Genomic DNA, 26,459 nt, shown 5'->3' with positions numbered 1-26,459 from the left:
CGAGCCGGTCCGGGCTGTGGCCCGCGCCACGCCGCCGGTCGCGGTGCCCGCCGTCGCCAACAACGCACCTGTCCTGCCGGCATCCGCGCCTCCGGCGAGCGCGATCGCCCGCAATGGCGATCCGTTCTCGCCGGGACCGGCCGCCCCGCAGGCCCGGCCGTGGCCGCGCTCGACGCTGTCGCAATACCCGGCCAGCGGCGCCTTCAACGCCGGTTTCTCCAGCGACGTGGGCGCCCGTACGTTCTATCCGTTCGAGCCTTCCACCGAGGCCTCGTCGGTACCGCCGGTCGAACCGGCCCGCGCGCCGCAGCGCTGAATCGCGGCCGCACCGTCATTCCCCGGCGCGGGACCGCGCCGGGTTTCCCACCCCAAGAACCGTCATCCGCAATCGAGGCCCGCATTCGATGAGTCTGAGTGCCCGTTCCAACGTGTTGTCCCTGCTGATCCTCACCGTGCCGCTGGCCGCCTGCGCGCGCCCGGCCGATCCCGCGCCGGCGACGCCGGTCGCCGCGTCGGTGCCCGCGGTGGCGCAATCGTCCGCGCCGCAGCTGGTGAGCGGCCTGCCGGATTTCACCAACCTGGTCGAACAGGTCGGTCCCGGCGTGGTGAACATCGAAGCCCAGATCGGCAGCCGCCGGACCGCCGACGCCGGCGAGGCGATGGGCGAGGACGAGATTCCCGAATTCTTCCGCCGCATGCTGCCGCCGGGCTTCCAGATGCCGGGCCCGGGGGATCGCGGCCGTGGCCCGCGCGGCGTCTCCGCCGGTTCGGGTTTCATCATTTCCGCCGACGGCTACGTGCTGACCAACCACCACGTGATCGACGGCGCCGACGAAGTGAAGGTGAAGCTGCCGGATCGCCGCGAGTTCACCGCCAAGGTGATCGGCAGCGACCAGCAGTACGACGTGGCGCTGCTGAAAATCGAGGCCAAGGGCCTGCCGGTGGTGCGCCTGGGTGATTCCAGGACGCTCAAGCCGGGCCAGTGGGTGGTGGCGATCGGATCGCCGTTCGGCCTGGACCATTCGGTCACCGCCGGCGTGGTCAGCGCGGTCGGCCGCAGCACCGGCGGCCAGGAACAGCGCTACGTACCCTTCATCCAGACCGACGTGGCCATCAACCAGGGCAACTCCGGTGGCCCGCTGCTCAACACCCGCGGCGAAGTGGTCGGCATCAACTCGCAGATCTTCTCCGCCTCCGGCGGCTACATGGGCATCAGCTTCGCGATTCCGATCGATCTGGCGATGGGCGCGGTGGACCAGCTGAAGGCGACCGGCAAGGTCAGCCGTGGGCAGTTGGGCGTGGTCGTCGAGCCGCTGACGACGGAAAAGGCACGTGGCATGGGGGCTGCCGATACCCGCGGTGCCCTGGTCAATCAGGTCCTGGAGGACAGCCCGGCGGCGAAGGCCGGCCTGGTGCCTGGCGACATCATCACCGGCTTCAACGGTGCGCGTATCAACGATTCCTCGGATCTGCCGCCACTGGTGGGCGCGCTGACCCCGGGCACCAAGGCCACCATCACGGTGATCCGTGATGGCAAGCCCAAGGACCTGAGTGTGACCCTGACCGAGCTCAGCGAGGAATCGGCTTCCGCCAGTGGCCTGCCGGCCGTCCCGGGCAAGCCGGCCCAGACCTCCGGCAACAATCCGCTGGGTATCGTCGGCCAGGATCTGGACGCGAATGCCCGCAAGCAGATGGGCCTGAAGGCGGGCGAGGGCGTGTTGATCTCGCGCATCAATGGCAGCGCGGCCCGTGAAGCCGGGTTGGCACCGGGCATGGTGGTGCTGCAGGTCGGGCGCACGCCGGTCGGTTCGGCCGCCGCGCTCAACGGCCAGCTCAAGGACGTCAAGGCGGGTCAGACCGTGATGCTGCTGGTCCGGCAGGGCGGCGTGACGCGCTTCCTGGCGGTGACCGCCGACGACGCCAAGCCGTAAGCCTGCTTCCACGGCTGCTTTCGGACGCCCGCCGGAGGTCCCGGCGGGCGTTCATGTTTGTGGGGCACAGGTAGGGATTGCCTCCGGCCATGCGATAATGCCCCGTTATCCTGACGACGGCCGTGGCCGCCGCCCCCACATGTCCTCTGATTCCATGCGGAACATCCGCAATTTCTCCATCATCGCGCACGTCGACCACGGCAAGTCGACTCTGGCCGATCGCATCATCCAGCTTTGCGGCGGCCTCCAGGCCCGCGAAATGGAAGCGCAGGTGCTCGACTCCAATCCGATCGAGCGCGAGCGCGGCATCACCATCAAGGCACAGTCCGTATCCCTGCCGTACAAGGCCAAGGACGGGCAGACCTATTTCCTGAACTTCATCGACACCCCTGGCCACGTCGACTTCAGTTATGAAGTCTCGCGTTCGCTGGCGGCCTGCGAGGGCGCGCTGCTGGTGGTCGATGCTGCCCAGGGCGTGGAAGCGCAGTCGGTCGCCAATTGCTACACCGCGGTGGAGCAGGGGCTGGAAGTGGTGCCGGTGCTGAACAAGATCGACCTGCCCACGGCCGACATCGAGCGTGCCAAGAGCGAGATCGAGGCGGTCATCGGCATCGACGCCGAGGACGCGGTGCCGGTCAGCGCCAAGACCGGCCTGAACGTGGATCTGGTGCTGGAAGCCATCGTCCAGCGCATCCCGCCGCCGCAGCCGCGCGACACCGACAAGCTGCAGGCGCTGATCATCGATTCCTGGTTCGACAACTACCTGGGCGTGGTCTCGCTGGTGCGGGTCATGCAGGGCGACATCGTTCCGGGCAGCAAGATCCTGGTGATGTCGACCGGCCGTACCCACCAGGTCGACAGCGTCGGCGTGTTCACCCCCAAGCGCAAGGTGCTGTCGAAGCTGGGCGCGGGCGAGGTGGGCTGGATCACCGCGTCCATCAAGGACGTGCACGGCGCGCCGGTCGGTGACACCCTGACCCTGGCCAGCGACCCGGCGCCCAAGCCGCTGCCCGGCTTCCAGGAAATGCAGCCGCGCGTGTTCGCCGGCCTGTTCCCGGTGGATGCCGAGGACTACCCGGCGCTGCGCGAGGCGCTGGAGAAGTTGCGCCTGAACGATGCGGCGCTGCGCTTCGAGCCGGAAAGCTCCGAGGCAATGGGCTTCGGTTTCCGCTGCGGCTTCCTGGGCATGCTGCACATGGAAATCGTGCAGGAGCGCCTGGAGCGCGAGTACGACCTGAACCTGATCAGCACCGCGCCGACGGTGGTGTACGAAATCCTGAAGACCGATGACACGGTGATGCCGCTGGACAACCCGGCCAAGCTGCCGCCGGTAAACCAGATCGAGGAGATCCGCGAACCGATCATCCGCGCCAACATCCTGACCCCGCCGGACTACGTGGGCAGCGTGATCACGCTGTGCGAGGAGAAGCGCGGCAGCCAGATCGGCATCACCTACATGGGCAGCCAAGTGCAGATCAGCTACGAACTGCCCATGGCCGAAGTGGTGCTGGATTTCTTCGACAAGCTCAAATCGGTGAGTCGCGGTTACGCTTCGCTGGACTACCACTTCCTGCGCTTCCAGGCCGGCCCGTTCGTACGAGTGGACACCCTGATCAACGGCGACAAGGTCGATGCGCTGTCGCTGATCGTCCACCGCGGCCAGGCCGATCGCCGCGGCCGCGAGCTGACCGAGAAGATGCGCGAACTGATCCCGAGGCAGATGTTCGACGTGGCCATCCAGGCCGCGGTGGGCTCGCAGATCATCGCCCGCAGCACGGTCAAGGCCATGCGCAAGAACGTGTTGGCCAAATGCTATGGTGGCGACATCACCCGCAAGAAGAAGTTGCTGGAGAAGCAGAAGGAAGGCAAGAAGCGGATGAAGCAGGTCGGCCGGGTGGAAATCCCGCAGGAAGCCTTCCTGGCGGTGCTGCAGGTCGACAACAAGTAAGCTGGGCGTCGGGATTGCGGCGAGGAACCGGGCCGATGATGGCCCCGCTCCAGACGAATCCCCACTCCCGAATCCCCAATCCCGTTCCGAAGGAACACTAGATGGTCTGGTTCGAAACTATCCTGGTCGTGTTGACGCTGCTCACCGGCGTTATCTGGCTGCTCGACAAGCTGTTCTTCGCCAAGCGCCGTGCCGCGCGCGGCGGGTTGCTGGACGAGGAACCGGTGCTGGTGGACTACTCGCGGGCGTTCTTCCCGGTGCTGGCGATCGTGCTGGTGCTGCGCAGCTTCGTCGCCGAGCCGTACAAGATCCCGTCCAGCTCGATGATGCCGAACCTGCTGATCGGCGACTTCATCCTGGTCAACAAGTTCGCCTATGGCCTGCGCCTGCCGATCAACAACCGCAAGTTCGTCGCCATCGGCGAACCCAAGCGTGGCGACGTGGTGGTGTTCAAGCCGCCGCACGACCCGGAGAACAACTGGATCAAGCGCGTGATCGGCCTGCCGGGCGACCGCATCGGCTTCCAGGGCAATACGGTTTCCATCAACGGCCAGCCGCTGGCCTACCAGACCCTGGGCACCTACGCCGGCCGCGGCCTGCCGATGGGTGCCGAGAGCGCGACCCTGCTGGAGGAACAGCTCCCGGGCCGCCCGCACAAGGTGCTGGAAGTGCTGGAGCGGGCCACCGGCGAGGGCGAGTGGATCGTGCCGCCGGGCCACTATTTCGTGATGGGCGACAATCGTGATAATAGCGAGGACGGCCGGCTGTGGACCCAGACCCACTTCCTGCCGGAAGAGAACCTGCGCGGCAAGGCCTTCCTGATCTGGCTGAACTGCGAGGACTGGTTCTGCAAGGGGAGCTTCGAACCGTCCCGGATCGGCAACCGCATCCAGTGACGGCAACATCATCCAGGGCGTGTTCAACGGGGGACTGGCAATGAATCACAAGCATCAGAGTGGCATCACCTTGATTGGCTTCCTGGTCGTGCTCGCGGTGGTGGGGTTCGCCGCGTTCATCGCCATGAAGCTGTTCCCGATGTACCAGGAGTACTACTCGGTGCGGACCGCGATGCGCGGCCTGGCCGCCGAACCCGGCATCGCCGACATGGATCCGCAGCGCATCCAGGACAAGTTCTTCCGTCACCTGGCGATCGACTACACCGAGAACGTCAAGCCGGCCAACGTCAACTTCGAACGCACCGATGGCGGCTGGCTGATGAAGGTCAATTACGAAGTGCGCCGCTCGATGGTCGGCAACCTCGACGTGGTCGGCAAGTTCGACACCACCGAGGAACTGACCCGCCGCGGCGGTTCGGAATAAGGTTTGAGCGTACTCCGGCTCACGCATGAGTTCGTCAATCAGGGTTTGCTGGGGCAGGCCCTGACCCATCGCAGCGCCGGGGCGCCGCACAACGAACGGCTGGAATTCCTCGGCGACGGCATCGTCAACCTGCTGGTCGCCGAGGCGCTGTTCCAGCGCTGGCCCAAGGCCGATGAAGGCGCATTGACCCGCGCGCGCGCCGAACTGGTGCGCGAGGCCTCGCTGGCCACCATCGCCCGGCGCATGGAACTGGGCGCGCGGTTGACGATGGGGCCGGGAGAAATGAAGTCCGGCGGACATCGTCGCGATTCGATCCTCGCCGACGCGCTGGAAGCGCTGGTGGCCGCCATCTACCTGGACGCCGGTTTCGAGGCGTGCCGGGCGGTGGTGCTGCCGTGGTTCGAGGATTCGCTGGCCGCGCTGCCCGTCGGCAAACCCGAAAAGGATGCCAAGACCCGCCTGCAGGAATGGCTGCAGGCGCGCCAGCGGCCGTTGCCGCTGTACGAACTGGTGTCCGAGAGCGGCGACGACCACGCCAAGCAGTTCGTGGCCCGTTGCAGCATCCAGGAACCACCGCTGTCGGCCGAGGGCGAGGGCACCTCACGGCGCATCGCCGAGCAGGCCGCCGCCGCGGCGCTGCTGGATCAACTGGCAGAGACCAAACGGAACACCGTCGAATGAGCGACACCCCCCAAACGCATAGCGGCAGCGTTGCCGTGATTGGCCGCCCCAACGTGGGCAAGTCGACCCTGACCAATGCGCTGGTCGGCGCCAAAGTCAGCATCGTGTCCAGCCGGCCGCAGACCACCCGCCATCGCCTGCTGGGCATCGCGACCTTCCCGGAAGGGCAGATCGTGCTGGTCGACACCCCCGGATTGCACAAGCAGCAGGGCAAGTTCTCCGCCTCGGCGATGAGCCGGGTGATGAACCGTGCCGCGCGCGGCGCGCTGGAAGGCGTGGACGCGGGCCTGCTGGTGATCGAGGCCGGCCGTTGGGAAGACGAGGACACCCTGGCCTACAACGTGCTCAGCGACGCCGGCATCCCGGTGGTGCTGGTGATCAACAAGGTGGACCGACTGCGCGAGAAGAGCGCGCTGCTGCCGTTCCTGGCGCAGGTTTCCGAGGGGCGCAAGTTCGCCGCCGTGCATCCGATCTCCGCGCTCAAGCGCAATGGCCTGGAAGCACTGGTGAAGGACGTGCTGGCGCTGCTGCCGGAAGCGCCGCCGATGTTCGGCGAGGACGAAATCACCGATCGCAGCGAACGCTTCCTGGCCGGCGAACTGATCCGCGAGCAGCTGATGCGCCAGCTCGGCGCGGAACTCCCATACGCCACCACCGTGGAAATCGAACGCTTCACCGAGGAAACCTCGCCCAAGCAGGGCGAACTGCTGCGCATCGGCGCGGTGGTGTGGGTCGAGCGCGAAAGCCAGAAGGCGATCGTCATCGGCAAAGGCGGCGCGCGACTGAAGGAAATCGGCAGCAAGGCGCGCATGCAGATGGAACACCTGTTCGGCCGCAAGGTCTTCCTGGAAACCTGGGTACGCGTGCGCGAAGGCTGGTCCGACGACGAAACCGCCCTCAAGGCGTTCGGTTATGAGTAAGCCGGGGCGACGCGAACAGGCACCCGATTCGTGTCCCTCCGCTTTCGCGAATCCCCAATCCCCAATCCCGAATCCCGGCCGCTGAAATGCACCTCACCGGCGAACACGCGTTCGTCCTGCATGCGCGGCCCTGGCGCGAGACCAGCCTGCTGGTGGAAGTGCTGAGCGAGGACCGTGGCCGGCTGGGACTGGTGGCGCGCGGCGTGACCGGACCGAAGAAGCAGGCGCTGCGTGCCGCACTGCAACCGCTGCAGTACATCCGGCTCGATGCCGAACTGCGCGGCGAACTGGCCCGGCTGGTGGCCGCCGAGGCGCTGGACACGGCACCGAGGCTTGGCGGCGACGCGATGCTGGCGGGCTTCTATCTCAATGAACTGGTGCTGCGGCTGGCGCCCCGCCACGATCCGCTGCCGGACCTGTTCCATGCCTATGCCGCCGCGCGCGAACGGGTTCGCGGCGGCCAGCCGCTGGCGTGGACATTGCGGCGGTTCGAACGGGATTTGCTGGACACACTGGGGTTCGGCTTCTCCCTGGAACATGACAGCGACGGCCGCGCAATCGATCCGGCCGCGCGTTACCAGCTGGATCCGGAACAGGGACCGCGCCGGTTGCTCAGCGATCGCGGACACAGCGATCGCAGCGCCGCCGCGACCGGCCGCGCGCTGCTGGCGCTGGCGGCCAACCAGGCGCCTCCGGCCGAGGATCTGGCCAGCCTGAGGCTGGCCCTGCGCGGCGTCCTGGCGCACCACCTGGGGCCGCGCGGCCTCAAGTCCTGGGAACTGATCAGCGAACTGGGCCGGCTGAAGCCGCGCGCCTGAGGCGCGGAAAGCGCTGCATCAGTCGCGGAGCGACTCGGCCGCGGCGCGGAAATCCATCAGCGCTTCCAGCGAACCGGGCGCGTGATGCAGTCGCTGCGCGGCCGTCGCCAGGCGGCTGGCGCCGACGAAGCCACAGCTGGCGCGCAGCTTGTGCAGGACGGCGCGCAGGGCTTCCTGGTTGCCATCGCGGAAGGACTGTTCGACCGCGCCGACGCTGGCGGGCAGCTCGTCCAGGAACAGTCGACGCAAGGTCGCCACGTGTTCCCGGTTGCCATTGAGCGCCTTCAGCGCGGCCGACTCGTCCCAGTCGTGCGTGGTCGACGCACCCGCCGGCAGATGCCGACGCACGGCCGCTTGCAGGTCCGCCGCGGACAGCGGCTTGACCAGCACCGTCGCGAAGCCGGCCGCGAGCAGGGATTCGCGCCGCTCGGAGGAAGGATCGGCGGTATGGGCCAGCGCCACCGTGCGCGCATGCAGCCGGCGCAGGCCATCGAGCAGTTGCGCGCCGCTGCCGTCGGGCAGGTTCGCGTCGATGAGCCAGAGATCGTGTTGATCTTCCCGCCGCAGGGCGTCGGCGACCGAATCGGCGCTGTCGACCTGGGCGGGCAGCGCCTGCAGCGCGGCCAGCATGAAGGCGTGGCTGATCGGGTCGTCCTCGACCAGCAGCAGGCGTGGCTTCATTCCTTCGTCCCCGGACATCGTTATGCTGCCCCCATGTGCGTTCGCATGTTAACGCTGCTGGTGCTGATCGGGTTGACACCGCTGTTCCCGGCGCAGGCCCGCGTCGCCAGCGTGCATATCGCGCGGGTGAGCACGCCGGTGGCGGTGCTGGAGGACGTGCACGTGCGCCTGGCCTGGCCGGCGGCCGCCGACACCGGCGAGCTGTCCCTGCGGGCACGTGGCCTGCGGGCGGACGATTTGGGCTATCGCTGGCACGACGTTCATTGGAGCTGTCCGTTGCGGCGCGAGGCCGGGGAACGGTGGCGGTGCGACGGAAGGGTGACCCAGGCCGGCGGTTCGCCGCTGCGGCTGGAGGTGGCCATCGACCTGACCCATACCCATGCCCGGCTGGCCGGCGGTCCCGCGTCGCTGGCGATGGAGCGCAACGCGGCCGCGCCGGTTCTCACCCGGATCAATCTGGTGCAGGTGCCCGTGAGCTGGGCGCAGGCGCTGGTCGCGCAGGGCTGGGCGGATGCGCGCCTGAAAGGCGGGCGCCTGGATGGCAGGCTGGACCTGCGGGTGCCCGAACGCGGTCCATTGCAGGTCTCGGGGCCGCTCCGGCTCGGCGGACTCTCCCTCGACACGCCGGACGGCAGCATTGCCGCCGAAGGCCTGTCGGCCGCCTTGCGGATCGACTACCGGCAGTTTCCGCGGCAAAGGCTGGTCACCCTGGACGGCGAGCTGCGTGGCGGCGAACTGCTCGCGGGCAACGCCTACATCGCCTTGCCGGATACGCCGGTGGGGGTGAACGTGGCCGCGCGGCGCTGGCCGGACGGGCGCTGGGAATTGCCGACGCTGGCCTGGGACGACGGCGCGGCCCTGCAGGTGACCGGCGGTCTGAGCCTGGATCCCGCCTTGAACCTGAGCGATGCCGCGCTGCGGATGCGCAGCGACGACCTGGCACCGTTGCAGGCGCGCTACCTGTCCGGCTGGCTGGGCCTGGCCGGCCTGTCGGATCTGCGCATGGGCGGGGCGTTGGCGGCGCGGGTGGATCTGCAAGCCGGCGCGCTGCGCGAGGCGGAGATGGAGCTGCGCGATGTCGATCTGATCGATGGTCGCGATCGTTTCCGCCTGCTGGGCGTGCAGGGCAATCCGGTGCTGTCCGGCGGCAACTGGCGCGACAGTGTCCTGCGCTGGGGCGGCGGCGCCCTGCACGGACTGCCGTTTGGCGCGGCCGAGTTCCCATTGCGCAGCGGCGACGGGGTACTCGCGTTGCGCGAAGCGGTCACCGTGCCGGCGCTGGGCGGCGGCCTGACCTTCGAAGCCCTGAACCTGCATCCGCCGCGGGCGTCGGGCGGGCTGTCGTTCGACTTCGGCCTGAGCGTGAAGGACCTGGACATCGGCCAGCTCGCCACGGCGATGCATTGGCCCGCGTTCCAGGGCAACCTCAGCGGACGCATTCCACGCGTGCGCTATGCCGAGGATCGCCTCGACTTCGACGGCGCCCTGACCGCGCACATGTTCGGCGGCAGCGTGGAAGTTTCCGGCCTGTCGATGGAACGTCCGTTCGGCACCGCGCCCACGCTGTCGGCGGACATCGCGCTGGATGATCTGGATCTGCAGGCGCTCACCGGCGTGTTCGGCTTCGGCGAGATCACCGGCGCGCTGGATGGCCACATTCGTGATCTGCGCCTGGTGGATTGGAGTCCGCAGGGATTCGACGCCGACCTGCATACCGATCCGCAGTGGCGCGGGCGCCAGCGGATCAGCCAGCGCGCCGTGCAGGATCTGTCCAGCGTGGGCGGCGGCCAGGGTCTGGGCGGCAGCCTGCAGGCGCAGGCGCTCAAACTGTTCGACGACTTCGGCTATCGCCGCATCGGCATCCGTTGCCGCCTGTCCGAGGAGGTCTGCCGGATGGACGGGCTGGGTTCAGCCGGAGCCGGTTTTATCATTGTCGAAGGCCAGGGACTGCCGCGCCTGACCGTGGTGGGCTACAACCACCAGGTCGACTGGCCGACCCTGGTCAAGCGCCTGGGCGACGTGACCCGCGGCGAAAGCAAACCGGTATTCCAGTAGCCATCCAGGAGAGACACACATGCATCGTTGGTTGGGAACCTCTGTCGCCGCCGCGCTGCTGCTGACCGCATGCGTCACCATCAACGTCTATTTCCCGGCCGCCGAAGCCAAGGAGGCCGCGCGCGAGTTCGTCGAGAAGGTGATCGGCGACGACGCCAAGTCGCCCGCCACGCCGGAGGCCAAGCCCGATTCCAGCGCGCCGACCACCCCGGGCGGCAGCGCATCGCTGATGCCGGTCTCGCGCCGCGGTTTCGATTGGCTGTCGCTGATCGGCATTGCCAGCGCGCACGCGCAGGAAAGCGCGGACATCAACATCAAGACCCCGGCCATCCAGGCCATCCAGGGCCGCATGGCCACCCGCTTCCGCAACCAGTTGCAGGCCGGTTTCGATGCCGGTGCGCTCGGACTGACCCGCGACGGCATGATCGAAGTGCGCGACGCCGGCAAGCTGGCGCTCAAGGACCGGGTGGCGATCACCCAGGCGGTGGCCGACGACAATCGCGACCGCAAGGCCGTATATCGCGAGATCGCGGTGGCCAACGGTCACCCGGAGTGGGAAGCGCAGATCCGCCAGACCTTCGCCCAGCAGTGGATCGCCAGCGCCCGGGGGGGCTGGTGGTACCAGGATGCGGGCGGGTGGAAGCAGAAGTAGGACGCCGGGGGCTGAGGAGCAAATCCCGCTCGGTCTCCCTTTTGCGCTTCAACAGCCGAATGGCTGGTCAAGGGGAGGCAAAAGCCAGGTTTTCTTGAGCATCTCGAACGCATCGGAGCCGGGAGATTGCTTTCTAGCCCCCTTTGAAAAAGGGGGCAGGCGGCCGCGCAGCGGGCGATGGGGGATTTGCTTTTGGCGGGGAGTCGGGAGAGGCCCGGCCCCGCTCATGCGACAATGGCGCCCCGTAGTCCGCACGCAGCTTTCGCCACGTGGCCCGCAGCCGTTCCCCCCGCATCGACAAGACCCCTTTTGAAGCCCAGATCCTCGACCTGACCCACGACGGCCGGGGCGTCGCCCGCCGGCCCGCCGCGCCGGGCGAGAGCGGCAAGGCCGTGTTCGTGTACGGCGCGCTGCCGGGCGAGCGGGTGATGGCCGAGCAGACCGCCAAGAACCGCCATTTCGACGAAGCGCGCACGCTGGACGTGCTGCAGGCCTCGCCGGATCGGGTCGCGCCGCGCTGCGCGCATTTCGGTACCTGCGGCGGCTGCGTGCTCCAGCACCTGGACGAGGACAAGCAGATCCACGCCAAGCAGCGGGTGCTGATGGAAAACCTGGAGCGCATCGGCCACGTCGCTCCCGGCAGCGTGCTGGCGCCGCTGGTGGATGCGAGCTGGGGCTATCGGCGCAAGGGCCGCTTCTCGGTGCGCCGGGTCGACAAGAAGGACAAGACCCTGGTTGGATTCCGCGAGCAGGATCCGCGCTTCGTCGCCGATCTGTCCGAATGCCATACCGTCATCCCCGAGATCGGCGGATGCATCACCGCGCTGGCGGCGCTGGTCGATGGCCTGGACGCGCGCGCCGACATTCCGCAGATCGAATTCATCGCCGGCGACGCCACCGCGGAGTTCGGCGGCATCGCCCTGGTGTTCCGGCATCTGAAGCCGCTGGGCGATGCCGATCGCGCCGCGCTGGTCGCGTTCGGGCAGCAGCATTCGTTCGCCATCTTCCTGCAGCCGGGCGGCGTGGACAGCGTGCATCCGCTGTGGCCGGAAGCGCCGGCGCTGGCCTTCGTGCTGCCGCAGTGGAACGTCGAATTGGCGTTCCGTCCGCTGGACTTCATCCAGGTCAACGCCGGGCTGAACCAGAAGATGATCGCGCGGACCTTCGAGTTGCTGGATCCGCAACCGCGGGATCGGGTGCTGGATCTGTTCTGCGGCCTGGGTAACTTCACCCTGCCGATGGCCCGGCTGGTCGGCGAGGTGGTGGGCGTGGAAGGCGATGCCGGCCTGGTGGCGCGGGCGCGCGAGAACGCGCAGCGCAACGGGCTGGCGAACGCGCAGTTCCATGCCGCCGACCTGACCCAGGATCAACGCGGCACCGGCTGGATGCGGCAGGGCTTCGACAAGCTGCTGCTGGACCCGCCGCGCTCGGGCGCCATCGAAGTGCTGCAACAGCTGCCGCTGAAACAATTCAACCGTATCGTCTACGTCAGCTGCCACCCCGGCTCGCTGGCACGCGACGCCGGCTTCCTGGTCAACGAACAAGGCTACGAACTGAAGGCGGCCGGGGTGATGGACATGTTCCCCCACACCGCCCACGTCGAATCGATTGCGTTGTTTGAGCGGAAGCGGTGATTCGGGATTGGGGATTGGGGATTCGCAAGAGCCCTTTCCCCAGTCTCCCGATGCCTGCATTTGCCAATCCCCAATCCCCAATCCCCAATCCCATGCCTGTAGAAATCGAACGCAAATTCCTGGTCACCGGTGACGGCTGGCGCGAGGCGGCGCACGAGGTGGTGCCGATGGCGCAGGGCTACATCAACGACATGGCGGCGATGGACGAGGGCCGGCAGAAGGCGTCGGTGCGGGTGCGCATCCAGGGCGACGAGGCTTATCTCAACCTCAAGTCGCGCGAGCTCGGCCATACCCGCCAGGAGTTCGACTATCCCATCCCGGTGGAAGAGGCGCGCGCGCTGCTGGACCTGTGCGTGGGCGGGCTGATCGACAAGCGCCGCCACCATGTCCGCCATGCCGGGCACCTGTGGGAGGTGGACGAGTTCCTGGGCGAGAACGCCGGCCTGGTGGTGGCCGAGATTGAACTGGCCAGCGCCGATGAAGCCTTCGTGAAACCGGACTGGATCGACAGGCAGGTCACCGACAGCCTGCGCTATTACAATCTGGCCCTGGCGTCGCGCCCGTACTCGCAGTGGTCCGCGGCCGAACGCGACGCCAGCGACCTTCCCTGAGGATTCCACCATGCTCGTCATCGGCATCGCCGGCACCGAACTCCGCGCCCAGGAGCGCGACTGGCTGCAGCACGACGCCGTCGCCGGCGTCATCCTGTTCACCCGCAACTTCGCCTCGCGCGCGCAGGTCACCGAACTGTCCGCCGCCATCCGCGAAGCGGCGCCGCGCCCGCAGCTGATCTGCGTGGACCAGGAAGGTGGCCGCGTGCAGCGCTTCCGCGAGGGCTACAGCGCGCTGCCGCCTCTGGAAGGCTTCGGCAAGCGCTACGCCGAGGACCCGCAGGGCGCCCTGCAACTGGCGCAGGAACACGCCTGGCTGATGGCCAGCGAGATCCGCGCCAGCGGCATCGACCTGAGCTTTGCTCCGGTGGTGGATCTGGCGCGCGGCAACCGTGCCATCGGTGATCGCGCATTCGACGCGGATCCGACGGTGGTCGCCGCGTTCACCCGCGCCTACGTGCAGGGCATGCACAGCGTCGGCATGCCGGCCACCCTCAAGCATTTCCCCGGCCACGGCACGGTGCTGGAAGACACGCACTTCGACGACGCGGCCGATCCGCGCACGCTGGAGGAACTGCGCGGGCAGGATCTGCTGCCGTTCGTGGCCGGCATCGAGGCCGGCGCGGACGCGGTGATGATGGCGCACGTGAAATACCCGGCGGTGGCGCCGGAGCCGGCCGGCTACTCGCCGCGCTGGATCCAGGACATCCTGCGCGCGGAAATGGGTTTCCGCGGCGTGGTGTTCTCCGACGACATCGGCATGGCCGCGGCGTTCTCCGCCGGCGGCGTGAAGGCGCGCATCGACCTGCACCTGGACGCGGGCTGCGACGTGGTGCTGGTGTGTTCGCCGAAGCTGGTGGAGGAATCGCTCAAGGCGGTGGAAGGGCGCGCCCTGAACACCGCGGCGCTGCTGGGCCTGATTGGCCGCGGCGCGCTGGGCTGGGACGGCCTGCTGGCCGATCAACGTTATGGGCAGGCGCAGGCGCGCGTGCTCGGCAATACAGGAGTGGTGTGATGAGCAAACTGGGAACGACGCGGCCGCCGCTGGCCGATGCACTGGCCAACGCGGATCTGCTGGTGGACCGCGCCACCCTCGACCAGGCGATCGCGCGCATGGCCGAACCGATCGCGCGCGACTACGCCGGCGAAGTGCCGGTGTACCTGACCATCATGCATGGCGCGCTGCCGTTCTCCGGCCAGTTGGCGCTGGAACTGGGCGCGCGCGGGCTGGACCTGGAATTCGACTACCTGCACGCCACCCGCTATCGCGGCGAGACCGCCGGCGGCGAACTGGTGTGGAAGCATCGTCCGGCCACCGCGCTGTACGGCCGCCGCGTGCTGCTGGTCGACGACATCCTCGACGAAGGCCATACCCTGTTGGCGGTGCGCCAGTGGTGCCTGGAGCAGGGCGCCACCGACGTGCGCATCGCCGCGCTCAGCGTCAAGCGCCACGACCGCTGCGTCGAAGGCGTGCAGGCCGACTACATGGGCGTGGAAGTCGCCGATCGCTACGTGTTCGGTTTCGGCATGGACTACTACGAGCAGGGTCGCAACCTGCCGGCCATCTATGCGCTGAAGGAAGAGGCATGAGCGGCATCGCGCTGGCCGTGATCGGCGGCACCGGCGTCTATCGTCTGGCCGCGCTGGCCGACGTCGAAACGCGCGAAGTGGATACCCGCTTCGGCAAACCGTCCGGGCCGATCCGCGTCGGTCACCTGCTGGGGCAGAAGGTGGCGTTCCTGGCCCGCCATGGCGAAGGCCATTCGGTGCCGCCGCACCAGGTGAACTACCGCGCCAACCTGGCCGCGCTGAAGGACATCGGCGCCACCCGTGTGCTGGCGCTCAATACGGTCGGCGGCATTACCGAACGGTTCGGGCCGCGCGTGCTGGCTTGCCCGGATCAGATCATCGATTACACCTGGGGGCGCATCTCCACGATCTGCGAGGAGCCCGGCAGCGAAGTGCTGCACGTGGATTTCGGCGAGCCCTACACGCCTTTGCTGCGGCACAAGATCGTCGCGGCCGCGCGCGTGACCGGCGTCAAACTTGTGGATGGCGGCTGTTATGGCGCCACCCAGGGCCCGCGCCTGGAAACCAAGGCGGAGATCGCGCGGATGCGTCGCGACGGCTGCGATCTGGTGGGCATGACCGGCATGCCGGAAGCCGGCTTGGCGCGCGAACTGGGGCTGGATTACGCCTGCCTGGCGATCGTCGCCAACTGGGCGGCCGGTTGCGGCACCGGCGAGGAGATCACGATGGCCGAGGTGCTGGCCAACGTCGAAGCGGCCTCGTCGGGACTGCCGGAACTGATTGGCGAACTCGCGCGCGGGTGATTGTCAACGCGGCAAAGCCTTTGCATACTCGGCGGGTGCGGTTGTCGCCGCACGTCAACCACCCGCACCTTACAAAGGAAACGCAAGCGCTATGCCGTACGGTACCGTGAAATGGTTCAACGATGCCAAGGGCTTCGGATTCATCGCGCCAGAAGATGGCAGCGCCGATGTCTTCGTGCATCACTCAGCGATCAACTCCAAGGGCTTCCGCAGCCTGAAAGAAGGCCAGCGGGTAACCTATGAAGTGACCCAGGGCCCGAAGGGCGCACAGGCCGGCAGCGTCACGCCGTCCGACTGATTTCAACGCTGCGAGATTTCTCGAACCCCGCTTCGGCGGGGTTTTTTATGAAGGAAGGGGAGACCCACACGGATGCGGAAACAACACATCGCCATCGTCGGATACGGCACCGCCGGCCAGGCCCTGGCCCTGCTGCTGTCGCGCGACGGACATGCGGTGGAGGTGTTCGAACGCGCACCGCAACTGGGGCCGGTGGGAGCGGGATTCCTGCTGCAGCCGACCGGCCTGCAGGTGCTGTGGGAGCTGGGATTGCTGGAGGCCGCGCTGGCGCACGGACGGCGCGTGCGCCGGTTGTACGGGGAGACGCCCTGCGGTCGCGCGGTGATGGACATGCGCTATGCGCGGCTGGACGTGGGGCTGTTCGGCCTGGGCATGCAACGCGGCGCGCTGTTCGCGCTGCTGGCCGACGCCTGGCCGGGACGGACCGAAGTGCGCCAGGGCGTGTCCATCGAGGAGGTCGAAGAGGACACGCGCTGGCTGCGCGATCACACCGGCGCCCGCCATGGCCCCTACGATCTGATCATCGCCGCCGATGGTTCGGCCTCGCTGCTGCGCCGGCACACCGGCGCGGTCAGGCTGGATGCGCCGTATCCCTGGGGGGCGCTGTGGTGCCTGGTGCCGCAGGGGGAATGGCCATGGCCGGACGAGCTGCGCCAGCGCTATGTCGCCGCGCGCAAGATGATCGGCATGCTGCCGGTAGGCACGCGGCCGGATGACGGCACGCCGAGGCTGAGTTTCTTCTGGAGCCTGCCGACCGCCACGTTCGAGCAGTGGCACGGCCAGGGCATCGACGGTTGGCGGCGCGAAGTGGCGGCAATCTGGCCCGGGATCGAACCGCAGCTGGCGGGATTGGTGGAGCCGGTGCAACTGGCGCGCGCAAGCTACCGCGATGCCGCGCTGACCCGATGGTCGCGTGGCCGGCTGGTGATGGCCGGTGACGCGGCCCATTCGATGAGCCCGCAGCTCGGGCAGGGCGTGAACATGGCGCTGATGGATGCGTTGGCGCTGCGTGACGCGCTGCGCGCGGAAACCGAAGTCGAGGCCGCGCTGGCGCGCTACCAGCGCGAGCGCGAGGCGCACGTGCGCATCTACCAGTTCTGGAGCCGCTGGCTGACGCCGATCTTCCAGTCCGAGCACGACTGGATCGCGCATGCGCGCGATGTCGCGTTCCTGCCCCTGGGACGCCTGCCATGGGGAAGCCGGCACATGCTGCGCGTGCTCAGCGGTACCCAGCACGGCGTGTTCGGCAAGCTTCCGCTGCAGCCGGCGTTCCTGCAGGCGCTCGCCGGCCTGGGCTGAACCGGCGGGCCCGACGCCCACATCCGGCGCGCTTTTGGGGGAGAATCCAAGCGCATGCCGTGATGGAGTCCACGCGATGAACGGATTGCCGCCTTTCGAAACCCATCGGGTCGAGAACCAGCCACCCGCGTTCGAGCCGCGCGACCTGTGGACCGATGACATCGCCCTGCGCGAGGCGGTCGACCGCGAAGGCGGTGCGGCGTTCGCGGCGCGGCTGGCCGTGTATGGCGCGCTGGCGGGCGACGAGCTGTACCGCATCGGTTTCGACGCCAACCGCGATCGCCCGCGCCTGCGCACGCATGATCGCTTCGGTCATCGCATCGACGCGGTGGAATTCCATCCGGCCTATCACCGGCTGATGGAGGCGGCCAAGACGCATGGCGTGGCCGGTCTATCCTGGCATGACCCGCAACCGGGCGCGCACGTGGCGAGGGCGGCGCTGAGCTATCTGCACCACCAGGCCGACGCCGGCACCAGTTGTCCGTTGACCATGACCCACGCGGCGGTGCCGGTACTGCGGCGCGAACCGGCGCTGGCGGCCTGGGCGGAAGCGGCCGCCGCGCCGCTGTACGACCCGCGCGATCTGCCGCTGGCCGACAAGGCGGGCATCACCCTGGGCATGGGCATGACCGAGAAGCAGGGCGGCTCGGACGTGCGCGCCAACACCACCACCGCGACGCCGGACGGCGAGGGCTACCGGCTGGTCGGGCACAAGTGGTTCTTCTCCGCGCCGATGTGCGATGGCTTTCTGGTGCTGGCGCAGGCGCCGGGCGGGCTGACCTGTCTGCTGATGCCGCGTCGTCTGCCGGATGGCGAACGCAACGGCTTCGCGCTTGTGCGCCTGAAGGACAAGCTGGGCGACTGGTCCAACGCCTCCAGCGAAGTGGAATTCCGCAACGCATTGGCCTGGCGGGTGGGCGAGGAAGGACGCGGCGTGGCGACCATCATCGAGATGGTGATGCTCACCCGGCTCGACTGCATGCTCGGCTCGGCGGCGGAAATGCGCATGGCGCTGGCGCAGGCGCTGCACCATGCGCGTCACCGTCGCGCGTTCGGCAAGGCGCTTGTCGACCATCCGCTGATGGCGAACGTACTGGCGGATCTGGCGATCGAATCCGAGGCGGCCACGGCCTTCGCGCTGCGGGTGGCGCGCGCCGTCGACCGCGCGCCGCGCGATGTGGGCGAGGCGGCTTTCGCCCGCATCGCCACCGCCATCGGCAAATACTGGATCTGCAAGCGCACGCCCGCCTTCGTCAACGAGGCGCAGGAGTGCCTGGGGGGCGCGGGTTACGTGGAGGAATCCCTCCTGCCGCGGCTGTACCGGCAGGCGCCGCTCAATTCCATCTGGGAAGGCAGCGGCAACATCCAGTGCCTGGACGTCCTGCGCGCGCTGGCGCGCGAGCCGGACACCCGCGCGGCGCTGGCGACCGAACTGGAATCCGTGGCGGGCAGGGAGCCGGCTTTCGACGGCTTCGTCGCGACGCTGATGACGGATCTGGCGCACGCCAGCGAAGCCGGCGCGCGCAACCTGACCGAACGGCTCGCACTAGTCCTGCAGGCGACCGTGTTGTTGCGCGCCGGCAGTCCCGCCGCCAGCGCCTTCATCGCCGGCCGGCTGGTGGACCAGGGGCACGGATGGGCCTTCGGAAGCCAGCCCGGGATCGCCGCCGCCGACACGCTGCTGGCCCGCGCGCTGCCCGCGTAGCCATTGCGCCAGCGGCACGCCGTGAGCGCCGTTCCAGCGCGAGTTTTCGACTGGTGCCTGGGGATGCCGGTGGACATCGCGCGTACCGGAGCAACCGGCAAGGCGCGAAAAAACGACCGAACGGAAATGCCACGTGCCAGGGTTGGGACCTGGGCTAGCATCGCCTTAATGGAAAGATCGATCAGAACGGACCGGTGGCCGGTCAGCCTCCGCGGCTGCGCGGGATGCCTGCTATGGGCCGTGTTCGCCTTGATCGGCAGTGCGCGAGCCGGCGAGCCGCCGGATCTGCTGCCCGTCGCGCAGCGGGCCGATGCCATCCAGGTCTACAAGGCGCAAAGGCGCATGGAGCTCCTGCGGGCCGGCCGGATCATCGCCACCTACCGGATCGCCCTGGGCGACGCGCCGGTCGGACACAAGCGCCAGCAGGGCGACGAGAAGACGCCGGAAGGCGATTACCGCATCACCTACCGCAACCCGCGCAGCCGTTTCCACCTGTCGCTGCGCGTTTCCTATCCCAACGAGGCGGATCGCCGGCAGGCACGCGCGCGTGGCGTGGATCCGGGCGGCGACATCATGATCCATGGCGCGACGCCGCCGGGTTACCGCGGCGACTGGACCGATGGCTGCATCGCGGTAACCAATGCGGAAATGGACGAGATATGGCGGCGAGTGCCGGTCGGCACGCCGATCCGAATAATCCCCTGAGCCGCGCCCTGAGCGGCGAGGTCAGCGGCCGGCGGCGAGGGCGCGTGAGCCGGTGATGATCATGCGCACCATTTGCGAGACCTGATCGATCAGTTCCGGATCTTTTTCCGGCGGCAGATCCATCGCGGTGGCGCCCATCGCGAACACCAGGCGGGTGATGGCCTTGGAGACGAGCGCCGGCTCGTGCAGCGGTGCGTTGTCGCGGATCGCCAGCCGGATCAGGTCGATGCGCAGTTCTTCCTCGAAGAATTCCAGTTCACGGTCCACCGCCTGCTTGAAGGCGTCGGAACCGACCGTGCCCTCGCGCAGCAGCACGTGCAGCAGCTTGTCGTCGGCGCGCAACTGTTCGATGAAGGCTTCCACCGAACTGCGCACCACGCTGCGATCACTGCTGGCCGCGCGCTGGCGGGCCTCGCCGATGATCTTGCGCAGCGAACTGCCGGCCACGTCGATCAGCGCCACCGCCAGTTCGTCCATGTCGCGGAACTGCCGGTAGAAGCTGTTCGGGGCGATGCCGGCCTCGCGCGCGACCTCGCGCAGGCTGAGGGTGGAGACGCTGCGGTGCGGTCCGAGCAGCTTCAGCGCCGCCGCCAGCAGGTCCTCCCGGGAGATCGTCGCCTTGCGGCCGGGGCCGTGGTCGTCGTGCGGGAGGAGGGAGGTGGACATGGATGGAAGCGTACGGGGCTGAATGGAAAGGGACTGGCCGGCATCATAGCGGCAAGAATTAATATACGGTTGTATACACGACTGTATTGACACCGGTATAGTGCCCCCATGAACGCCCGTGTCCTTCCCGCCGCCCGCCGCCCATCGGGTGCGCTGCGGCGGCTGATCAGCCCGCTGGTCGCGCCCGATGTCTTCGATTTCTGGGCCGGCAGGCTCAACCGCAACTGGACCTGGGACCGCCCGCGCGCGCGCCTGGTGGCCCGCGAGGACGCCGCGAAGGGCGCGGTGACACTCTGGCTCAGGCCCAACCGGCACTGGGCCGGATTCCGGCCGGGACAGCACGTCAACCTGGGCGTGGACATCGGCGGCGTCCGCCATACCCGCAGCTACAGCCTGACCGAACCGCCGCGCGCGGACGGCCTGCTGGCGATCACCGTCAAGGCGATCGAGGCGGGGCGGGTCAGCCAGTATCTGTACGGCCAGGCCCGGGCGGGCGAAGTGTTCGAACTGGGTCCGGCGTTCGGCGAGCTGTGCCTGCCGGCGCACCCCGAGGGCGGCTGGCTGTTTCTCGCGGCCGGCAGCGGCATCACCCCGCTGATGGCGCTGACCCGGCAACTGGCGGCCCAAGGCATGCCGGTGGATCTGGATCTCGCTTACTGGGCGCGCACCCGCGAGGAGCTGTGCTTCCTGGATGAGCTGCGTGCATTGGCGATCCGCCATCCGCGTTTCCGCGTGCATCTCGGCCTGACCGGCGAGGCCGCGCGGGAGGCCGACGAGCAGGCCGGCCGCATTGATGGCGATTGGCTGGACGCGCGGATTCCCGCGCTGGCCGGACGGCGGGCGATGGCCTGCGGTCCCGGCGGTTTCGTCGAGACCGCGCGGCGGTTGCTGGAAGGCCGCATCGCCGGCTTCCAGGCCGAGGCGTTCAGCCCGCCGCCGAATGCCATCGAAGACAGCGGCGAAGTCGAAGTCCATCTGACCCGCAGTGGCCGCCGCCTGCAGGTGGCGCGCGGCCAATCGCTGCTGGTGGCATTGGAGGAGGCCGGGCTGAAACCCGAATCCGGCTGCCGCATGGGCATCTGCAATACCTGCGCCTGCGGCAAGGCCACCGGCGCCACCCGTCATCTGCCCAGCGGCGCGCTGGCGCAGGAACCCACCCAGGCGCTGAAGCTGTGCATCAACAGCGCCGTGACCGATCTGGAACTGGATCTCTGATGAGCGCTGCACGCAACCGGGCCCTGACCCCCACCGAACTGGATCGCTTCGGCGAAGAACTGGACGCGCTGCGCGCACGCACGGTGGCCACGGTGGGCGAGCGCGACGCACGCTACATCCGCCGCATCATCGCCGCGGTCCGCTATACCGAAGTGGCCGCGCGCACGCTGCTGTTCGCTTCCGCCCTGCTGGGCGGCCTGCTGGCGGCGGGACAGGCCTGGGCGTGGTTGTTCTGGCCCACCTGGATCCTCGGCGCGCTGCTGCTGGGCGGGGCCAAGATCCTGGAGAACATGGAACTGGGCCACAACGTCATCCACGGCCAGTACGACTGGATGGGCGACCCGCAGATCAACGGCCGGACCTACGAGTGGGACATCGTCGCCACCAGCGAGAACTGGCGGCATACGCACAACTTCCGCCATCACACCTACACCAACATCCGCGGCCTGGACGACGACATCGGTTACGGCCTGCTGCGGATCTTTCCCGAGCAGAAGTGGAAGCCGTTCTACCTGGTGCAGCCGCTCGTCGCGATCGTCTTCGCGCTGTATTTCCAGTGGGGCGTGGCCATCCAGGATCTCAAGCTGGGCCGCTGGTGGCACGGCAAGATGACCGGCGCGCAGCTGCGACGCAAGGCGCGTCCGGTGCTGCGCAAGATGTCGCGCCAGTTGATCAAGGACTACCTGGTGTTCCCGGCCCTGGCGGGCCCGTTCTTCCTGCCGGTGCTGCTGGGCAACCTGGTTGCCAACGGCATGCGCAACGTATGGACCTACGTGATCATCTTCTGCGGACATTTCACCGCCGATGCCGAGACCTTCCCGAAGGAATGCATCAAGAACGAATCGCGTGGCCACTGGTACCTGCGCCAGCTGCGCGGTTCCTCCAACATTGGCGGCGGCCGGTGGATGAACGTGATGTCGGGCAACCTGAGCCACCAGATCGAACACCATTTCTACCCCGATATCCCGGCCAACCGCTACGCGGAAATGGCGGTGGAAGTGCGCGAAGTCTGCGCGCGTTATGGCCAGCACTACAACACCGGCTCGCTGCCACGCCAGTTCGGCCAGGTGGCCTGGCGGATCCTGCGGCATGCGTTCCCGAGCCGCGCCCGCATCAAGGTGCCGCTGGTGTTGCCGGAGCCGGAGCCCGCGCCGGAAGCGGCGTGAACCGTCACCGGTTCAGTCGAACAAAAGCGCTGCGACGGGGCCGCCGAGCCCTTTCCGGATACCGTCAGTCGCGACGCCAGGGCTGGCCGCGGTACCACGCCTCGTGCGCCAGGCCGAGCATGGCGTGATCCTCGTGGGTGTCGCCGTAGGCGTGGATGCGCTCGTAGCGTGACAGGTCGTAGCGTTCGCGGATGCGGCGCGCCTTTTCCTCGCCCACGCACTGCGCGCCGCGATAGCGCCCGGTCATCCGGCCGTCGCGGCTTTCCAACTGCGAACAGAGCAGTTCCAGTCCCTGTGCCTGGCACCAGTGCGACAGGTAGACCTCCAGGCCGCCGGACACCACTACCACGGTGTCGCCGCGATCGCGGTGCCAGTGCAGGCGTTCCATTGCGTCCGCGCGCAGCACGCCGGGCAATACCTGATCGGCAAACGCCTTGCCGGCGTCGCGCAGGCGGCTTTCGGCGACCCGGCGGAAACCGAAATTCACGATGGTCGCGCGCACCCGGTGGCCCGACACCCAGCCGGCGCGATAACCGAGCACCATCGGTGCCAGCACCACCTGGCCCACGGCCAGGCGCACCGGCGGAACCGCGGCGCGCATGAAGTCCGGCATCATTTCGCGGACCGTGAGGGTGCCGTCGAAATCGAACAGGGCCAGGTTCATCGCCGCCTGTGCCCGGGAGTGGACATGTCCGACGCCGTTCGACTGCCGTGCGTGATCAACGGCACGCGTAGATGGGCTTTTCCGGGGTGGAGTTGGAGCGGCAGGCCGGACACCAGGACTGCACGATTTCCTGGCCATCGGCCATCGTGCGCATGCCGAAGTGGCCGACCGGATGGAAGACATGCCGACCCGCCTGGCTGGAACAGCGCGGGCAACTCTTGAGGTGCTGTCCGCCCCGTTCCATGTACTGGGAATCGTTGAGGGGATGTTCGCAGCTGCAGTCGGTCATGGCAGGTCCTTCGCGATGGAATCCGGTGGAACCGGGATGTTAATCGGGGCGCACGACCGATGGCATCCTCAGTCGAGGAACTGCAGGCGCGCCAGTTCCGCGTACAGGCCATCCTGTGCCAGCAGTTCCTCGTGCGTGCCCTGCGCGACGATGCGGCCGCGATCCATCACCACGATGCGATCGGCCTTGAGCACGGTAGCCAGGCGATGGGCGATGACCAGGGTGGTGCGGCCCTGCATGAGTCGTTCCAGCGCATGCTGCACGGCGCGTTCGCTCTGCGCGTCGAGCGCGCTGGTGGCCTCGTCCAGCAACAGGATAGGCGCGTCCTTCAGCAATGCGCGCGCAATCGCGATGCGCTGCTGCTGGCCGCCGGACAGGCGCGCGCCGCGTTCGCCCAATTGGCTGTCGAAGCCGTCGGGAAGCTCGCGCAGGAAATCGTCGGCCTCGGCCGCCTCGGCGGCGGCGCGTACCTGCTCGTCGCTGGCGTCGAGTCGACCGTAGCGGATGTTGTCGGCCGCGCTGGCGGCGAAGATGGTTGGCTGCTGGGGAACCAGCGCGATCTGTTCGCGCAGGCCGGTGGGATCCAGCTCGCGCACATCGACGCTGTCCACGCGGATCGCGCCGGACTGCACGTCATGGAAGCGCAGCAGCATGGAGAACACGGTGCTCTTGCCGGCGCCCGACGGACCGACCAGCGCGACCGTCTCGCCGGGCTTCACCGTCAGGTCGAAGCCATCGAGCGCGGGCAGGTCCGGGCGCGACGGGTAGTGGAACACCACCTGCTCGAAACGGATCTCGCCATGCAGCGGCTCGGGCAGCGCACGCGGCCGCGCGGGCGCGGCGATGCGCGGCGTTTCCTCGAACAGTTCGGCGATGCGGCCCATGCCGCCGGCCGCGCGCTGCAGCTCGTTCCAGACTTCCGCCAGCGCGCCGACCGAACCACCGCCGATCAGGGCGTAGAGGACGAACTGGGCCAGCGTGCCGGCGGTCATCGCGCCCTCGGCCACGTCGTGCGCGCCCATCCACAAGACCAGCACGATGGTGCCGAAGATCAAGGTGATGGCCGCCGCGGTCACCCAGGCCTGGGCGCGGATGCGCCGGCGCGAAGTGTCCACCGCCACCGACAGCGCGGCGTCGAAGCGGCCGCGTTCGTAGCTTTCACGCGCGTGCGACTGCACGGTGCGCACCGCGCCCAGGGTTTCGCTGGCCAGCGTGTTGGCATCGGCCACCCGGTCCTGGCTGGCGCGCGAGGCTTTGCCCAGCCGGCGCGAGCCCAGCACGATCGGCAGCACCGCCAGCGGGATGCCCAGCAGCGCGAATCCGGCCAGGCGCGGGCTGGTGACGAACAGCATCACCAGGCTGCCGATCACGGTCACGCTGCTGCGCAGGGCCACCGACATGCTGCTGGCGACCACGCTGCGCAGCAGTTCACTGTCGGCGGACAGGCGCGAGAGCAGTTCGCCGCTGCGCGTGCGATCGTGGAATTCCGCATCCAGGCCGATCAGGTGCGCGTACAGGCGCTGGCGCAGATCCGCCACCACCTTCTCGCCCAGCAGCGAGACGAAATAGAAGCGCGCCGCGCTGGCCAGTGCCAGCACCACCACCACCACGAACATCGCGCCGAAGGCCTGGTTGATGCCGGCACCGCCGGCGCCGAAGCCCTGGTCGATCATCTGCTTGAAGGCGGTCGGCAGGCTCAGGGTGGCCGCCGAGGCGACCGCGAGGGCGACCAGCCAGGCGGTGAACAGGCCGGCGTGCTGGCGGATGAAGGGCCACAATGCGCGCAGGCTGCCCAGCTTGGCCTTGGGGCGGGCCGCGCGGGCATCGTCGGTGCCGGCGTCGGCCGGCGCTTGGGCAGCACTCATGAAGGTTCCATAGGAAACGCTGTGGAAGCGGTCCGGCGCCGGGCCGCTTCCACAATTCTTCCGGATTGGATTCGCCCGTGACCGGTGTCTTCCGGATCAGCCATCCCGATCAGGCATCCGGCTCCGGACCGGACCAGCGCACCCGGTTACGGGTGGCGTCGCGCAGGTGGATTTTCAAGGCGTCCCCCTGTTCTGCCGGCAGGCGCAGGCGCAGGCGGGCACCGTGTTCGTCGAAGGACTCGTCCAGTTTCTCCGCGCCGAATCCGGCCAGGGCGGCATGCACGGCCCCCAGGTCCTCGAACGGCGCGGCCAGTTCCAGCGTCCGCATCACGATCAGCGGCCTGCGTTCGGCCAGCCGCAGGCATTCGGCGGCCGCGCCACCGTACGCGCGGACCAGACCACCGGCGCCCAGCTTGATGCCGCCGTACCAACGGGTCACCACCACCATTACCTGGTCGTAGCCCTGGCCGTCGATCGCGGCCAGGATGGGGCGTCCCGCGGTGCCGGCGGGTTCGCCGTCGTCGCTGGAGCGGTACTCGGCGCCGATCCGGTAGGCCCAGCAGTTGTGGGTGGCGGCGGGGTCGGCGACGTCGGCCAGGAATGCCAACGCATCCTCCGGGCTGGTCACCGGCGCGGCGGCGACCAGGAACCGGCTGTGCTTGACCTCCAGCAGGTGCGAGGCCTGGGCGGCCAGGGTGTGACTCATTCGCCCAGCAGTTCCTTCAGATCGTCGGGAACCTTCTGGAAGGGATGGTTCTGCTTGAAGCGCATCAGGCTGTCGGTCGCGCTGGCGCGATCGCCCAGGTCCCGGCGCAGGCGGATGCGTTCCAGCCAGTCTTCCGGCGGCAGCTTGGTGTCTTCGATGACCGGCAACTGCAGGTCGGTGCGCTTGAGCGCGTTGCGGGTGGCGCTGGCGGGGGCCGGCGCGACCGGGGCCGAGGTGGTGATCGCGGGTGGGGGCGGCGCGGGCTGGGTGGCGGGCTTGGGCGCGACGAGTCCGCGC

General features: G+C 68.4%; 26 protein-coding genes and 2 pseudogenes. 21 read left to right on the top strand and 7 right to left on the bottom strand.

The features are described from left to right. From IQ458_RS18220 to recO, 8 genes and pseudogenes are all read left to right on the top strand, one after another. A pseudogene (locus tag IQ458_RS18220) lies at positions 1–316 on the top strand (hypothetical protein); the annotation flags it as partial. An 88-nt stretch (positions 317–404) separates the two neighbouring features. Continuing rightward, the gene (locus IQ458_RS18215) at positions 405–1,931 is read left to right on the top strand and encodes a DegQ family serine endoprotease (RefSeq protein ID WP_183637517.1); all 1,527 of its coding nucleotides are present in this window, start codon (positions 405–407) and stop codon (positions 1,929–1,931) included. A gap of 139 nt (positions 1,932–2,070) precedes the next feature. After that, entirely contained in the window at positions 2,071–3,879 is a 1,809-nt protein-coding gene (lepA, locus tag IQ458_RS18210) for a translation elongation factor 4 (RefSeq protein WP_183637515.1), read from the top strand. Positions 3,880–3,980: 101 nt separating this feature from the next. After that, positions 3,981–4,775 carry a signal peptidase I gene (gene lepB / locus IQ458_RS18205; RefSeq protein ID WP_183637513.1) on the top strand — a complete coding sequence of 265 codons (795 nt, stop codon included), beginning with the start codon at positions 3,981–3,983 and terminating at the stop codon, positions 4,773–4,775. 40 nt (positions 4,776–4,815) lie between these two features. Next, positions 4,816–5,199 carry a DUF4845 domain-containing protein gene (locus IQ458_RS18200; RefSeq protein WP_141456376.1) on the top strand — a complete coding sequence of 128 codons (384 nt, stop codon included), beginning with the start codon at positions 4,816–4,818 and terminating at the stop codon, positions 5,197–5,199. Positions 5,200–5,202: 3 nt separating this feature from the next. Further along, on the top strand, positions 5,203–5,880 hold the full coding sequence (gene rnc, locus IQ458_RS18195; RefSeq protein WP_141456377.1) for a ribonuclease III: 678 nt from the start codon (positions 5,203–5,205) through the stop codon (positions 5,878–5,880). After that, a complete protein-coding gene (gene era / locus IQ458_RS18190) occupies positions 5,877–6,800 on the top strand; it encodes a GTPase Era (protein WP_203323707.1) in 924 nt (307 codons plus the stop codon). Before rnc ends, era begins: the two co-directional genes overlap by 4 nt. Before the next feature lie 86 nt (positions 6,801–6,886). Further along, positions 6,887–7,618, top strand: coding sequence for a DNA repair protein RecO (gene recO / locus IQ458_RS18185; RefSeq protein ID WP_203323706.1), 732 nt, complete (start codon positions 6,887–6,889; stop codon positions 7,616–7,618). A gap of 18 nt (positions 7,619–7,636) precedes the next feature. On the opposite strand, the gene IQ458_RS18180 is transcribed toward recO, so the two are convergent. Then, positions 7,637–8,317: an Hpt domain-containing response regulator gene (locus tag IQ458_RS18180; protein WP_183637507.1), complete on the bottom strand. Its 681-nt coding sequence runs from the start codon at positions 8,315–8,317 to the stop codon at positions 7,637–7,639. A 27-nt stretch (positions 8,318–8,344) separates the two neighbouring features. Here IQ458_RS18180 and IQ458_RS18175 point away from each other — a divergent pair, with 27 nt between their 5' ends. From IQ458_RS18175 to IQ458_RS18125, 11 genes are all read left to right on the top strand, one after another. Further along, positions 8,345–10,354 carry a translocation/assembly module TamB domain-containing protein gene (locus IQ458_RS18175; protein WP_203323705.1) on the top strand — a complete coding sequence of 670 codons (2,010 nt, stop codon included), beginning with the start codon at positions 8,345–8,347 and terminating at the stop codon, positions 10,352–10,354. A gap of 19 nt (positions 10,355–10,373) precedes the next feature. After that, positions 10,374–11,006, top strand: a complete 633-nt coding sequence (locus IQ458_RS18170) for a YdbL family probable chaperone protein (RefSeq protein ID WP_203323704.1) — start codon at positions 10,374–10,376, stop codon at positions 11,004–11,006. A gap of 269 nt (positions 11,007–11,275) precedes the next feature. After that, the gene (gene rlmD / locus IQ458_RS18165; protein WP_203323703.1) at positions 11,276–12,640 is read left to right on the top strand and encodes a 23S rRNA (uracil(1939)-C(5))-methyltransferase RlmD; all 1,365 of its coding nucleotides are present in this window, start codon (positions 11,276–11,278) and stop codon (positions 12,638–12,640) included. Positions 12,641–12,732: 92 nt separating this feature from the next. Continuing rightward, positions 12,733–13,251: a CYTH domain-containing protein gene (locus tag IQ458_RS18160; protein ID WP_203323702.1), complete on the top strand. Its 519-nt coding sequence runs from the start codon at positions 12,733–12,735 to the stop codon at positions 13,249–13,251. Positions 13,252–13,261: 10 nt separating this feature from the next. Beyond that, entirely contained in the window at positions 13,262–14,266 is a 1,005-nt protein-coding gene (nagZ, locus tag IQ458_RS18155; RefSeq protein WP_203323701.1) for a beta-N-acetylhexosaminidase, read from the top strand. Next, entirely contained in the window at positions 14,266–14,841 is a 576-nt protein-coding gene (locus tag IQ458_RS18150) for a hypoxanthine-guanine phosphoribosyltransferase (protein ID WP_183637487.1), read from the top strand. The genes nagZ and IQ458_RS18150 overlap by 1 nt, the downstream gene beginning before the upstream one ends. Continuing rightward, entirely contained in the window at positions 14,838–15,584 is a 747-nt protein-coding gene (locus tag IQ458_RS18145) for an S-methyl-5'-thioinosine phosphorylase (protein WP_183637484.1), read from the top strand. Before IQ458_RS18150 ends, IQ458_RS18145 begins: the two co-directional genes overlap by 4 nt. A 91-nt stretch (positions 15,585–15,675) precedes the next feature. Further along, positions 15,676–15,882: a cold-shock protein gene (locus IQ458_RS18140; RefSeq protein WP_141456387.1), complete on the top strand. Its 207-nt coding sequence runs from the start codon at positions 15,676–15,678 to the stop codon at positions 15,880–15,882. Positions 15,883–15,954: 72 nt separating this feature from the next. Next, on the top strand, positions 15,955–17,181 hold the full coding sequence (locus IQ458_RS18135) for an FAD-dependent oxidoreductase (RefSeq protein WP_203323700.1): 1,227 nt from the start codon (positions 15,955–15,957) through the stop codon (positions 17,179–17,181). Positions 17,182–17,257: 76 nt separating this feature from the next. Beyond that, positions 17,258–18,886: an acyl-CoA dehydrogenase family protein gene (locus IQ458_RS18130; RefSeq protein WP_203323699.1), complete on the top strand. Its 1,629-nt coding sequence runs from the start codon at positions 17,258–17,260 to the stop codon at positions 18,884–18,886. A gap of 240 nt (positions 18,887–19,126) precedes the next feature. Next, on the top strand, positions 19,127–19,591 hold the full coding sequence (locus IQ458_RS18125; RefSeq protein WP_203323698.1) for a L,D-transpeptidase family protein: 465 nt from the start codon (positions 19,127–19,129) through the stop codon (positions 19,589–19,591). A gap of 21 nt (positions 19,592–19,612) precedes the next feature. Here the strand turns inward: IQ458_RS18125 and fabR are convergent, their stop codons facing one another. Beyond that, the gene (fabR, locus tag IQ458_RS18120; RefSeq protein WP_183637473.1) at positions 19,613–20,257 is read right to left on the bottom strand and encodes an HTH-type transcriptional repressor FabR; all 645 of its coding nucleotides are present in this window, start codon (positions 20,255–20,257) and stop codon (positions 19,613–19,615) included. Between the two features lie 108 nt (positions 20,258–20,365). Between fabR and IQ458_RS18115 the strand changes: the two genes are divergently transcribed. Continuing rightward, positions 20,366–21,472, top strand: coding sequence for a ferredoxin reductase (locus IQ458_RS18115; RefSeq protein ID WP_203323697.1), 1,107 nt, complete (start codon positions 20,366–20,368; stop codon positions 21,470–21,472). Further along, positions 21,472–22,638: a fatty acid desaturase family protein gene (locus tag IQ458_RS18110; RefSeq protein ID WP_203323696.1), complete on the top strand. Its 1,167-nt coding sequence runs from the start codon at positions 21,472–21,474 to the stop codon at positions 22,636–22,638. The genes IQ458_RS18115 and IQ458_RS18110 overlap by 1 nt, the downstream gene beginning before the upstream one ends. Before the next feature lie 64 nt (positions 22,639–22,702). Here the strand turns inward: IQ458_RS18110 and IQ458_RS18105 are convergent, their stop codons facing one another. The 5 genes and pseudogenes from IQ458_RS18105 to IQ458_RS18085 form a co-directional block, all read right to left on the bottom strand. Further along, a complete protein-coding gene (locus IQ458_RS18105) occupies positions 22,703–23,302 on the bottom strand; it encodes an HAD family hydrolase (protein ID WP_203323695.1) in 600 nt (199 codons plus the stop codon). Between the two features lie 55 nt (positions 23,303–23,357). Next, positions 23,358–23,591: a hypothetical protein gene (locus tag IQ458_RS18100; RefSeq protein WP_203323694.1), complete on the bottom strand. Its 234-nt coding sequence runs from the start codon at positions 23,589–23,591 to the stop codon at positions 23,358–23,360. A 68-nt stretch (positions 23,592–23,659) separates the two neighbouring features. Then, the gene (locus IQ458_RS18095) at positions 23,660–25,456 is read right to left on the bottom strand and encodes an ABC transporter transmembrane domain-containing protein (RefSeq protein WP_203323693.1); all 1,797 of its coding nucleotides are present in this window, start codon (positions 25,454–25,456) and stop codon (positions 23,660–23,662) included. A 109-nt stretch (positions 25,457–25,565) separates the two neighbouring features. Next, positions 25,566–26,162 carry an IMPACT family protein gene (locus tag IQ458_RS18090; RefSeq protein ID WP_192198870.1) on the bottom strand — a complete coding sequence of 199 codons (597 nt, stop codon included), beginning with the start codon at positions 26,160–26,162 and terminating at the stop codon, positions 25,566–25,568. After that, positions 26,159–26,459, bottom strand: a pseudogene (locus IQ458_RS18085) (hypothetical protein); the annotation flags it as partial. The gene IQ458_RS18090 and the pseudogene IQ458_RS18085, both read right to left, overlap by 4 nt.

It is taken from the genome of Pseudoxanthomonas beigongshangi, from assembly GCF_016820515.1.
In the GTDB taxonomy this organism is placed as follows: Bacteria; Pseudomonadota; Gammaproteobacteria; order Xanthomonadales; family Xanthomonadaceae; genus Pseudoxanthomonas_A; species Pseudoxanthomonas_A beigongshangi.
This window is presented reverse-complemented; position numbering and strand designations above follow the sequence as displayed.

Excerpts from the sequence above, each read along its gene's own strand:
- IQ458_RS18175 (WP_203323705.1), top strand. The coding sequence starts at position 8,345 with ATGTTAACGCTGCTGGTGCTGATCGGGTTGACACCGCTGTTCCCGGCG.
- IQ458_RS18140 (WP_141456387.1), top strand. The coding sequence starts at position 15,676 with ATGCCGTACGGTACCGTGAAATGGTTCAACGATGCCAAGGGCTTCGGA.
- IQ458_RS18130 (WP_203323699.1), top strand. The coding sequence starts at position 17,258 with ATGAACGGATTGCCGCCTTTCGAAACCCATCGGGTCGAGAACCAGCCA.
- IQ458_RS18115 (WP_203323697.1), top strand. The coding sequence starts at position 20,366 with ATGAACGCCCGTGTCCTTCCCGCCGCCCGCCGCCCATCGGGTGCGCTG.
- IQ458_RS18135 (WP_203323700.1), top strand. The coding sequence starts at position 15,955 with ATGCGGAAACAACACATCGCCATCGTCGGATACGGCACCGCCGGCCAG.
- lepB (WP_183637513.1), top strand. The coding sequence starts at position 3,981 with ATGGTCTGGTTCGAAACTATCCTGGTCGTGTTGACGCTGCTCACCGGC.
- IQ458_RS18215 (WP_183637517.1), top strand. The coding sequence starts at position 405 with ATGAGTCTGAGTGCCCGTTCCAACGTGTTGTCCCTGCTGATCCTCACC.
- IQ458_RS18200 (WP_141456376.1), top strand. The coding sequence starts at position 4,816 with ATGAATCACAAGCATCAGAGTGGCATCACCTTGATTGGCTTCCTGGTC.
- nagZ (WP_203323701.1), top strand. The coding sequence starts at position 13,262 with ATGCTCGTCATCGGCATCGCCGGCACCGAACTCCGCGCCCAGGAGCGC.
- era (WP_203323707.1), top strand. The coding sequence starts at position 5,877 with ATGAGCGACACCCCCCAAACGCATAGCGGCAGCGTTGCCGTGATTGGC.
- IQ458_RS18105 (WP_203323695.1), bottom strand. The coding sequence starts at position 23,302 with ATGAACCTGGCCCTGTTCGATTTCGACGGCACCCTCACGGTCCGCGAA.
- IQ458_RS18150 (WP_183637487.1), top strand. The coding sequence starts at position 14,266 with ATGAGCAAACTGGGAACGACGCGGCCGCCGCTGGCCGATGCACTGGCC.
- IQ458_RS18145 (WP_183637484.1), top strand. The coding sequence starts at position 14,838 with ATGAGCGGCATCGCGCTGGCCGTGATCGGCGGCACCGGCGTCTATCGT.
- lepA (WP_183637515.1), top strand. The coding sequence starts at position 2,071 with ATGTCCTCTGATTCCATGCGGAACATCCGCAATTTCTCCATCATCGCG.
- IQ458_RS18180 (WP_183637507.1), bottom strand. The coding sequence starts at position 8,317 with ATGTCCGGGGACGAAGGAATGAAGCCACGCCTGCTGCTGGTCGAGGAC.
- IQ458_RS18160 (WP_203323702.1), top strand. The coding sequence starts at position 12,733 with ATGCCTGTAGAAATCGAACGCAAATTCCTGGTCACCGGTGACGGCTGG.
- IQ458_RS18100 (WP_203323694.1), bottom strand. The coding sequence starts at position 23,591 with ATGACCGACTGCAGCTGCGAACATCCCCTCAACGATTCCCAGTACATG.
- recO (WP_203323706.1), top strand. The coding sequence starts at position 6,887 with ATGCACCTCACCGGCGAACACGCGTTCGTCCTGCATGCGCGGCCCTGG.
- IQ458_RS18095 (WP_203323693.1), bottom strand. The coding sequence starts at position 25,456 with ATGAGTGCTGCCCAAGCGCCGGCCGACGCCGGCACCGACGATGCCCGC.
- fabR (WP_183637473.1), bottom strand. The coding sequence starts at position 20,257 with ATGTCCACCTCCCTCCTCCCGCACGACGACCACGGCCCCGGCCGCAAG.
- IQ458_RS18110 (WP_203323696.1), top strand. The coding sequence starts at position 21,472 with ATGAGCGCTGCACGCAACCGGGCCCTGACCCCCACCGAACTGGATCGC.
- IQ458_RS18090 (WP_192198870.1), bottom strand. The coding sequence starts at position 26,162 with ATGAGTCACACCCTGGCCGCCCAGGCCTCGCACCTGCTGGAGGTCAAG.
- IQ458_RS18170 (WP_203323704.1), top strand. The coding sequence starts at position 10,374 with ATGCATCGTTGGTTGGGAACCTCTGTCGCCGCCGCGCTGCTGCTGACC.